Origin of the sequence: Mesorhizobium sp. M2A.F.Ca.ET.039.01.1.1 (assembly GCF_003998035.1) — a bacterium.
GTDB lineage: Bacteria > Pseudomonadota > Alphaproteobacteria > Rhizobiales > Rhizobiaceae > Mesorhizobium.
In genome coordinates, this window is sequence record NZ_RZRY01000165.1 from 1 (window position 1) to 10,524 (window position 10,524).

Sequence of the window (10,524 nt, forward strand, 5' to 3'; positions counted from 1 at the left end):
TTGTTAAGGCCAACGCACGGGCGGATATGGGCCGCCCGGCGTGGTACTTTTGCACTTATTTGACCGGCGCATGTCGTTGATCCCAAAACCGCCGCACACTTTTGGGCGACATGCACTTGTTTGAAGAGTGCATGTCGTTAGCCCAAAACCGCCGCACACTTTTGGGCGACATGCACCTAGAGACGCCCGAGCGCCTTGAGCTCGTGCAGCACGGCCGCGTCGCGGGCCGAGACATCCGGGAATTCCTGGTCCTGCCCGACATCGGCGGTGTAGCGCCAGGAGCGCGCGCATTTGGTGAGGCCGCGATCCTCGGCTTTCTCCACCACCACCGCCACGCCCTTGACGTCGTCGAGCGTGAAGGCGCCCTCCGGCGGCTTGCCATGCTTGATGACGAGGTCGCTGGTGATCGCCATCTCGGCCATGTCGACATCGGCGATGGCCGCCTCCAGCGCGGCGTCGTCCAGCGTCACCACCGGCACGGCTTCCAGCGACGAGCCGATCAGCTTCTCGGCGCGCGCGATCTCCAGCGCGCCGGTGACGACGCGGCGCACCTGCCTCACCTTGCGCCATTTCTCGGCCAGCGCCTCGTTGCGCCAGTTCTGCGGGATCTCCGGGAACTGGTCGAGATGCACCGAGACGGCTTCCGGATGGCGGTCGAGCCAGGCTTCCTCGGTGGTGAAGGGCAGCATCGGCGCCAGCCATTTCACCAGGCATTCGAAGAGATGGCGCACCACCTGGACGGCCGAGCGGCGGCGCAGGCTCGACGGCCCGTCACAGTAAAGCGCGTCCTTGCGGATATCGAAATAGAATGCCGAAAGCTCCACCACCATGAAGTCGAGCAGCGCTCGGGTGATGCGCTTGAACTCGAACGCGTCGTAGCCCTGGCGCACCACTTCGTCGAGCTCGGACAGCCGGTGCAGCATCAGCCGCTCCAGCTCCGGCATGGCCTCGACCGGCACGTCCTTGCCGTCGTCATGGGCGAGCGTGCCCAGCATCCAGCGGATGGTGTTCCTGAGCTTGCGATAGGCGTCGATATTGGTCTGCAGCACGTTCTTGCCGAGTCGCTGGTCTTCCCAATAATCGGTCGTCACGACCCAGAGCCGCAGGATATCGGCGCCAGACTGCTTTATCACGTCCTGCGGCACCACCGTGTTGCCGAGCGATTTCGACATCTTGCGGCCTTCCTCATCCATGGTGAAGCCATGGGTGATCACCGCTTCGTAAGGCGCCCTGCCCCTTGTGCCGCAGCTTTCGAGCAGCGAGGAATGGAACCAGCCGCGATGCTGGTCGGAGCCCTCGAGATAGACGTCGGCCGGCCATTTGAGGTCCGGACGGTCTTCCAGCGTGAAGACATGGGTCGAGCCGGAATCGAACCAGACGTCCAGGATGTCCATCACCTGGTGCCATTTCGAGGCATCGTGATTGCCGAGGAAACGTTCCTTGGCGCCGTCGGCGAACCAGGCGTCGGCGCCCTCCTTCTCGAAAGCCTCCGTGATGCGCTGGTTGACGGCCTCGTCCTTCAGCACATTGCCGTCCTCGTCGGCGAAGACGGCGATCGGCACGCCCCAGGCGCGCTGGCGCGAAAGCACCCAGTCCGGGCGCTCCTCGATCATGGCGCGGATGCGGTTCTGGCCGGCCGCCGGCACGAAGCGCGTGTCGTCGATCGCCTTCAGCGCGCGGCTGCGCAGCGTCGTGCCGTCGCCGAGGTCCTTGTCCATATAGACGAACCATTGCGGCGTGTTGCGGAAGATGACCGGCTTCTTCGAGCGCCAGGAATGCGGATAGCTGTGCTTCAGCCGGCCGCGCGCGAAGAGCGCATTGCGCTTGATCAGCTCGTCGATGACCGCCTGGTTGGCGTTGCCCTTTTTGCCGTTGTCGTCGATGACGCGCGCGGCACCGCCTTCGCGTCCCGGGCCAAAGCCCGGCGCGTCCTTGGTGAAGAAGCCGGCATCGTCGACCGTGAACGGGATCGTGGTGTCGACGCCGCGCGCCCGAAGGTCGGCGGCGGCCTCCATCCACGCGTCGAAGTCCTCGCGGCCATGACCGGGCGCGGTGTGGACGAAGCCGGTGCCGGCGTCATCGGTGACATGCTCGCCGGCAACCATCGGCACCGGGAACTCATAGCCGCCGCCGAGGCCCTTGAAAGGATGCGAAAGCGTAAGCTTCCCAAGCTGTTCGGCCGGGACGCTGTGAAGCCTGTTCAACGTGACCTTGGCCTTGGCGGCGCAGTCCTCGGCCAGCGCGTCGGCGAAGATCAGCTTCTCGCCGGGCTGCGGGCCGAAGGCGTTCTCGGCCGCCGTCACCTCATAGAGGCCATAGCCGATGCGCGGCGAATAGCTGACGGCACGGTTGCCGGGTATGGTCCAGGGCGTGGTCGTCCAGATGACGACATGCGCCTCGACCAGATCGAGCGCGGTGTCGTCCAGCGCCGGCGCCGCGCCGGCGACCGGCTGGGCGAGGCTCGCGACCGGGAACTTCACCCAGATCGTGTCGCTCTCATAATCCTGATACTCGACCTCGGCTTCGGCGAGCGCGGTGCGCTCGACCACGCTCCACATCACAGGCTTCGAGCCGCGGTAGAGCTGCCCCGACATGGCGAATTTCAGCAGCTCGCCGGCGATGCGCGCCTCGGCATGGTAGGCCATCGTCGTGTAGGGGTTGTCGAAATCGCCGATGACGCCCAGGCGCTGGAACTCTGAGCCCTGCACCTTGATCCAATCGGCCGCGAAGTCGCGGCATTCCCTGCGGAACTCGTTGACCGGCACCTCGTCCTTGTTCTTGCCCTTGGCGCGATACTGCTCCTCGATCTTCCACTCGATCGGCAGGCCGTGGCAGTCCCAGCCCGGCACGTAGTTGGCGTCGTAGCCGCGCATCTGGAACGAGCGGTTGATGACGTCCTTGAGGATCTTATTCAGCGCATGGCCGATATGGATGTTGCCATTGGCGTAGGGCGGACCGTCGTGCAGCACGAATTTCTCACGGCCGGCGGCCTCCTCGCGCAGCTTTCTGTAAAGGTCCATGTCCTGCCAGCGCTTGACCACGCCGGGCTCCTTCTCGGGCAGGCCGGCGCGCATCGGGAAATCCGTCTGCGGCAAATAAAGCGTCTTGGAATAGTCGATCGTTTCAACAGCGTCGGTCATCGGGGTGTCGGTCATTGATCTGCCATCTGCGTTGCCCGGCGGCGGAAAGCCCGGGCGTTGAGGTCTTAGCTGACGCATATCAATTTCCCAAAACCGGAGCCCACTTTTGGGCGATATGCGTTGATTTTCTTGAAAAAGCGCGAGGGGCGCGCGCGAAAACTCCCGGCGGCTCCAGCGGCGCTCAGGCCGCCCGGAACACCGGGCCTGTAATTCGTATCGCGATCGCGAAAAGGCGCGAAAAGCTCATCATGGCGTGGCTTTTAGCGGATGGCGCGGCAGGAATAAAGCGCGGAATTCAAGGCATGAAGCCGGTTTCGCGGCCTACATGGTGAAATTAAAGCGATAAGTGGTCGAGACACCGAAGGTCCATTGGTTGCGGTCGCCGCGTTCCTTAACCAGGCTGGAATCCGAAGCCGGCTCCATCAGGCGCGAATATTCGGTGAAGACGCTGGCCGTCATCGGCTCGGTCACCTGCCAGGTGATCGCGCCGCCGAGGCCCGCCGATTTCACACCGCCGCCCGGATGGTATTCGCTCAGGCCCGAAGCCGCCGCTTCCTTGGCGTTGACCCCGTAATAGGCGTCGAAATAGTTGGACGACGCGAAGGAGACGCGCGGACCGCCGGAAATGCGGACCGTCGGCGTGATGTCATAGAAGGCGTCCGCGGCGATGTCGGCGACGAAGCCGTTGTGGGAGCGGATGCCATGCCGCAACTCGGCGCGGGCGCGCAGCCAATCCAACGGATAGAACTCGAAGAAGCCGCCAACTTCACCGCCGAAGCGCACCGGGTCGAGACCATGGAGTTCGTCCTTGCTGGTGCGATGGAACAGGAACTTGCCGGTCAGGCCGGCGCGCACGGAGCCGTCGTCGACCAGGGCCAGCGAGATGTTGTCGTTGCGCGAGGTGAAGCGCGCCTGCGGACCGACCTTGCCGAGCGAGATGATCGGCTGGGCGCTGAACATATATTTCTTGCCGCCCTCGAAATTCGGCGCGACGAGGCCGGTGGCGCCGAGCGTCAGGTACCAGTCGCCGGATATCCAGCTGCCCTCGCCCGCCTGTGCGACAGACGCGGTGAACAGACCTATGGCGACGGCCAGCGGAATCGTCCCGACAATACGCATCGTCACCCCTTACGCGAAACGTGCCGGCAAGACCATCCGCCGACGCTCAAGCCATGCCGTGCGTTCGGTAAAATTTGACTTAAAATCGCAACATCGGACTGAAAGGGCAACTAGCCGACACGCCGGTTGCGGCGCAAGCTCTCTATCAGATCGCAGGCCGCTTCCAGTCCGCCGGTAAGCGGGTTTGACGAGCCGTAAGCAAGGGCCGCCTGATGCCATTGCACGCGTACTGCAGTGTCGTCGGCTTTCCGGACCGCCTGTCGCCAGATTTCGGGATCGTCGTGATTGGCCACGACCAGCCCCGCCCCGCTAGCTTCGACATATTTTGCATATCCGCAGGCGGCCGACGCGATGACCGGCAGGCCATTTGCGAGCGCCTCGAGAATCACCGTGCCGGTATTTTCCAGGCGCGCCGGGTGCAGCATGAAATCGCTCGCGACCACAACCGCCGGGATGTCCTCCTGGATGCCCAGCAGGATGACCCGGTTCGACATGCCGGACTTGGCAATCAGGCCGCGAAGCCGGATTTCCTCCTCGCTGTTTTCGCGAAGACCGGCTACCAGCCAGTGGATGTCCGGGAACGGCTGCAGCGCCTTCACCGCCCGGTCGAGACCCTTCACTTTCATTCTGTTGGCGATGCTCAAGGCAATGACGGCCTGGCGGGGAAGCCCGAACCGATCGCGGATTTCATTGCGGTCGCCGGCCAGCAACTCCGGCCGGCGGCGTTTCGGATCGAGCGTCGGTCCGACAACATGGATGCGCGATTCCTCGGTTCGCCAGAAGTCGCGGTAAAGCGCTGCCTGGTGCGCGCTGAGCGCAATGATCTGCACGGCGCTGCCGGGCGCAAAAATCATCGATTCGAGCTTTTGCTGGCGAATGAAGCGAGGCGAAAACGGCCGCCACCAGCCGAGCTTCGAGGCAAAATAGGGCGGGTCGCCGGCATAGTAGATGTCCAGGCCCGCCATCTTGTTGAAACCGACCACGCAGTCGAAATCCCGCCTGGCCGTCAACAGCGTCTTTCCCAGTGCAAATTCGGTGCCCGGGTTGGAGAGAACCCGTGCCGGATGGACTGTTATCGTCGCCGAACTCTCGACATGACCAACCTGGCGCGTCGTCAGGATCGTCACGCTATGGCCGCGCGCGACCAGTCGGTCGCTGATATTCAGACAATCCCTCTGCAAACCCCCGTTCATAAAGAGGGCAGAGATTGCACAGCAGATTCTCATCACATGTTCCGGAGCGCCGCCCACCCCCAAGATCGACGGAGAGAGACTCCGGGTGCGCCCCAGACTTCTCCACTCAAACAAACACGCCGGGCGCTCAAATGTTGGTCGTGTTGAAAAGACGCATATGCTGTATATAGCGGCTTATCAAGAGACTTGGATGCTGTAGCATTGGGGCTGTCCAAAAAAGAAAACAACCGGATCGCGATTATGAAGATGCCGTGGATTAATTGTGGCTGCCACGCCGGCTTCGCCTGAACGCTGCCATACCCGTGCCAAAGGCCCTGCGTGAATACAACTGGCGGCAATGGCTGAGAATGCAGCCGCTGACACATGCCATCAAGACCGCCCGTTACCGGAAGATCGACCGGAGATTCCTGAGCCTGCCGGCCAAGGCGGGGGACATTACGGGCATCCGCGATGTCGCCCGGGGTCGCGATGTGCTGCTCACCATCGCCTTCGGCGATGCCCAATGTCTCGATCTGCAGGTGCGGCTGGCCAGGGGACTTGTCCGTCACGACCTCCACATCGTGGCCGATAACAGCATCAGCGAAGCTGCCGCGGACGAGAACAGGCAGGTATGCGCGGCCCGAGGCATTCCCTATGTCTGGCTGCCGGCCAATCCATGGACCGTAAAAAACCCGAGCCGGTCCCACGGCGCGGCGCTCAACTGGATGTGGCGCAATATCCTGAAGCCGGCCGCCCCGGCCGCGTTCGGATTTCTGGACCAGGATCTCTTCCCGACGCAGCCATGCGACCCCTTCGTGCCTCTTCAAGATGTGTCGTTCTACGGCGACCTGCGCCGAGCGGGCGCTCGCTGGTATTTGTGGGCAGGCTATTGTTTCTTCCGCTTCGAAGCCGTCGCCCGCAAGCCTCTCGATTTCGGGCTCGACTGGTTCGCCGGCCTCGATACCGGCGGGGCCAACTGGGAGGTGCTCTATCGGAATGTGGACCCGAACGCGCTGCCGCAACGGCCGATAACGGCATTCGCGGCCTTGCCCGGAGTTGAACTCAGGCAGGCCTATTGCGAATGGCGGGGAAGCTGGCTGCACGAAGTCGGCCTCGACGGCGATCTCTTGTTGAAGGCGAAAAAGCGCGAGGCCGTTTTACGCTTGCTGGAACCCGCCCTTCAGGCCCTGGCCAGATCGGCGCGACAATGAGATTGGCAGTCGACACTGTGAACGAACTTTGCGATGGAACCTTGAATCCAGACCGCAAACACCTCGTACTCAAACTGGCCGATTCAACGGTCATTCGGTCACGCCCGATTATCGCAAGGACGTTCTGTTGCCGACTGTAAGTGTGATCATTCCGGTGAGAGACGGCGCGCCCTACATCGGCGAAGCCTTGCAAAGCATTCTGGACCAGGATCTGGCTGATATCGAAGTCATCGTCGTCGACGATGGCTCCTCGGACGACAGCGCCGCGATCGCGACGTCGCTCGGCGAGGGCGACGGCCGCGTCAAGGTCGTCGCCAATCGCGGCAAAGGCATCGTCGACGCGCTCAATATGGGAATCGCGCTCGCGCGGGCCCCTCTTGTGGCGCGCATGGATGGCGACGACATCTCGCTGCCCGACAGGTTGCGCCTGCAGGCGGCGCGCTTCGACGCGGATGCCAATCTGCAGCTGCTCGGCACGGCGGGATTGCAGATCGACCGGAACGGAAAAACGTTGAGGCCAATAGAGGTTCCCATCGGCAACGAGCCGTTGCGGTCTGCCCTTGCCGGATACAATCCCATGCTTCATCCGACAGTGATGTTCCGGACCGAGGCCGTCCGGCGCCTGGGAGGCTACCGTCGCGCATTCACCTATGCGGAGGACTACGATCTGTGGCTGCGGCTTTCCGAGGCGGGAAAGCTGGCCAATACGGATGCGCGGCTGGTCAAATTGCGCTCGCATCCAGGACAGGTGTCGCGCGTCAAGGAGGATCAGCAAAAGGCGGCCGCGGCGCTGGCCAGGCAGTCGGCGCTGTTGCGCCGCTCCCGCGCCGAGCCGTTCAACGCAAACGGCGAACCCGCAGAGGCCATTGGAACCTTTCTGGCATGGCGCGCCGCCACGGGGGCCGCCATCTCGAGCCTGGAGAGACGCGACATCGAATTGCTGCTGCGAACGGCGGGCATACCGTTTGCCACGACCTGCAAGCTGCTGCTCCTCGCGGCTGTCGGCGCCCCCTCGTTCAGGACGCTCGCGCTCGGGCCTCGACTGGCTTGGCGCAGGATGATCGCGCGCCCTGCCAGGATGCGGCCGAATTGATGCGGCCCGGCTGATGCGGCTTGTCGTCGATCTCACCAGCATGGCGCGCTGGCTCGGCCCTCCGGTCGGCCTGGTCCGCGTGCAGCGGCATTACAGCGCGGCCGCGGCCGCGTTCACGGCCTCCGATGTGGCGTTCACGGTGTTCGACCCGGTCGACCGGGTCCTCAGGCAGGTCTCGCCGCAACTGGCGGCGGAAATCATCGCCGGAGACATCTCATGCGATATGCATTTTTATCCGGATCCTGCCCGCGTCAAGGTGCAGTTTTACGATCGATGGCCGAACTGGGCGCGGCAGGCGCTGATGGCGATCATAAGACCGCGCCGGATCCTGATAACGGAAATCGGCGCGTTCACCCGGCACAATCCGGACAGCAGTCTTGTTCCGTTGCTTGAGCGGGTCGAAAACCGGCTGATGAAACCCAACGAGCGACGGCTGGTCGCTCGCGACAACGGTTCACGCGTCCGGATCGTGCCGCTGCGGACGGTGGCCGGCAACAAATACGAGCCGGCGCCCGGCGACCATCTGCTTTTGATGAACAATGATTGGTCGCACACCGATATCGGGGTCATTTCGCGCGCGTGCCGCTCGGCAGGCGCGAGGCTGATCGTGCTGTTGAACGATATCATCCCGATCCAGTTTCCCGACTGGTACAAGCGGCATGACGTCACCCGATTCACGGACTATGCGGCTCTGGCGATCAGGCTGGCGGACCGGTTCATCCTGACGTCGAAGCGCGTCACCGCCGATATGGAGGAGCATGCCGCCGGGCTCGGCCTTCACCTGCCGGACCTGAGACTGGTCCCGCTCGGCTGCGACAGCGCGCGCAAATCGAAGGCGGACGGCTCCCTGCCGGACGGACTTGAGGCAGGTCGCTACATCCTGTTCGTTTCCACCATCGAACCGCGCAAGAACCATTCGTTGCTCATGGACGTGTGGCGGCGCCTCGTTCAGGACGGAACGGTCGCGCATAGCGGCATGAAGCTGGTTTTCGTCGGCCGCAGCGGCTGGATGGTCGATGGGGTCCTTGAGAAGCTTCACAGCCATCCCGACTACGGCCAGAGCCTTATCCATCTCGACAACGTCGATGACGGGACATTGTCCCTGCTCTACCAAGGCAGCGCGTTCTGCGTGTACCCGTCGCTCTATGAGGGATATGGACTGCCGCCCGTCGAGGCGCTGGCCTACGGAAAGGCGCTGATCGCCTCGACAGGCGGAGCCATCCCCGAAGTGGTCGGTCCATTCGGACTCTGCCTTGACCCACTCGATGTCGAAGGATGGGAAAAGGCCATGCGGGAATGGATCACCTCGCCTGAGGTCCGGACTTGCTACGAGGGGAAGGCCGGCCAATTCGTGGCGCGAAGCTGGGAGCTGGCTGGCCGAGAGACGCTGGAGGCCACCCTTGCGCCGTTCCCGGACGAGGTCGCGCCGGCGCGAGAAGGAACGCCTTAGGCTCGGCCACGCCCGGCCGCCGCAGGGTTCCGCCTTTGCTGGACGCACAACCCCTTTCGGTCTAGCTTCCTTTCACCGCACGACCGGTGGTGAATTTTCGAGGGAGATGAACCATGACTTTGCCAAGCGACGCTCTCAGAGACGCAATCGGCCAGACGCGGGACAAATGGGGATGGTTCGTGGCGCTCGGCGTGCTGCTGCTGATCTTCGGCGGCATCGCCTTCGGCAATCTGTTCATCGCCACCGTCGCCTCGGTGTATGTCGTCGGCTGGCTGATGCTGATGGCTGGCATCATCGAGATCATCCACGCTTTCGGGGTCAAGACCTGGGGACGTTTCTTCTATTGGCTGCTGAGCGGCCTGCTCTACGCCGTCGCCGGCTTTTTCGCCTTCGACAACCCGCTGCTCGCCTCGGCGGTGCTGACGCTGCTGCTGGCCATCGCGCTCATCGCCTCGGGACTTTTGCGATCCTGGGTAGCCTTCAGCCACCGGCCGGAGCAAGGCTGGGGATGGCTGCTCGCGGCCGGCATCATCACCATTCTGCTCGGCCTGATGATCGCCATGGGCTGGCCGGTCAACAGCCTTTGGGTGCTTGGCATCTTCCTGGCGATCGACCTGGTCTTCCAGGGCTGGAGTTTCATCGCCATCGGGCTGGCCTTGAAACGGTAAGCGACAGGCGATCAGAACGCGATTTCGGCGTCCAGTTGCGAGAGCGGGCGCACGCCCGCCAGCAGCGCCCTCGCCTCTGCCTCGTCCGTTTTCATCTGCGCCACCAGCGCGTCGAGGCCGTCGAATTTGAGTTCCGGCCGCAGGAAGCCGAAGAACGACACCTCACAGGTCTCGCCATAGAGATCGCCGGAAAAATCGAAGACGTAGGTCTCGAGCAGCGGCGCGCCATTGTCGTCGACGGTCGGGCGGCGGCCGAAGCTGGCGACGCCGTCATGAAGCGTGCCGTCGGCACGGCGGAAGCGGACGGCGTAGATCCCCTCCCTCAGGGCGGCTTCCGGCGAAAGCCGCATGTTGGCGGTCGGGTAACCGAGCGTGCGGCCAAGCTGCTGGCCGCCGACCACCTCGGCCTCGACGGTGAAACGGTAGCCGAGCAGGCCGGCGGCCTCCTCCACCTTGCCTTCGGCGAGCAGTCCACGGATGCGGCTCGACGAGACAACTTCGGCGCCTTCATCGCGGAAGGCGTCGACGAGGGTCACGCCGAAGCCATGCCGTTCTCCCGCCGCCATCAAGAAGGCCGGGCCGCCCTGGCGGTCCTTGCCGAAATGAAAGTCGAAGCCGGTAACGGCATGGTGGATGCCGAGATTCTTCTCCAGCACATCGGTCACGAAAGC

The 10,524-nt window shown here is 63.5% G+C and carries 8 protein-coding genes; 4 read left to right on the forward strand and 4 right to left on the reverse strand.

The features are described from left to right. Positions 1-176: 176 nt before the first annotated feature. From ileS to EOA24_RS14885, 3 genes are all read right to left on the reverse strand, one after another. The gene (gene ileS / locus EOA24_RS14875; RefSeq protein WP_126083162.1) at positions 177-3,140 is read right to left on the reverse strand and encodes an isoleucine--tRNA ligase; all 2,964 of its coding nucleotides are present in this window, start codon (positions 3,138-3,140) and stop codon (positions 177-179) included. Positions 3,141-3,461: 321 nt separating this feature from the next. Continuing rightward, entirely contained in the window at positions 3,462-4,259 is a 798-nt protein-coding gene (locus EOA24_RS14880; RefSeq protein WP_126083163.1) for a MipA/OmpV family protein, read from the reverse strand. 110 nt (positions 4,260-4,369) lie between these two features. Continuing rightward, a complete protein-coding gene (locus EOA24_RS14885) occupies positions 4,370-5,485 on the reverse strand; it encodes a glycosyltransferase family 4 protein (RefSeq protein ID WP_126083164.1) in 1,116 nt (371 codons plus the stop codon). Positions 5,486-5,799: 314 nt separating this feature from the next. Here EOA24_RS14885 and EOA24_RS14890 point away from each other — a divergent pair, with 314 nt between their 5' ends. The 4 genes from EOA24_RS14890 to EOA24_RS14905 all read left to right on the forward strand — a co-directional run bounded on the left by EOA24_RS14890 (position 5,800) and on the right by EOA24_RS14905 (position 9,853). Then, complete coding sequence (locus EOA24_RS14890) at positions 5,800-6,642, forward strand: hypothetical protein (protein ID WP_126083165.1); 843 nt, start codon at positions 5,800-5,802, stop codon at positions 6,640-6,642. 127 nt (positions 6,643-6,769) lie between these two features. Continuing rightward, on the forward strand, positions 6,770-7,735 hold the full coding sequence (locus EOA24_RS14895) for a glycosyltransferase (RefSeq protein WP_189343160.1): 966 nt from the start codon (positions 6,770-6,772) through the stop codon (positions 7,733-7,735). 13 nt (positions 7,736-7,748) lie between these two features. Continuing rightward, positions 7,749-9,185 carry a glycosyltransferase family 1 protein gene (locus EOA24_RS14900; protein ID WP_126083167.1) on the forward strand — a complete coding sequence of 479 codons (1,437 nt, stop codon included), beginning with the start codon at positions 7,749-7,751 and terminating at the stop codon, positions 9,183-9,185. A 113-nt stretch (positions 9,186-9,298) separates the two neighbouring features. Then, the gene (locus EOA24_RS14905) at positions 9,299-9,853 is read left to right on the forward strand and encodes an HdeD family acid-resistance protein (RefSeq protein WP_126083168.1); all 555 of its coding nucleotides are present in this window, start codon (positions 9,299-9,301) and stop codon (positions 9,851-9,853) included. 11 nt (positions 9,854-9,864) lie between these two features. Here the strand turns inward: EOA24_RS14905 and EOA24_RS14910 are convergent. Then, on the reverse strand, positions 9,865-10,524 hold a 660-nt coding region (locus EOA24_RS14910; RefSeq protein WP_133374518.1), incomplete at its 5' end, for a bifunctional riboflavin kinase/FMN adenylyltransferase.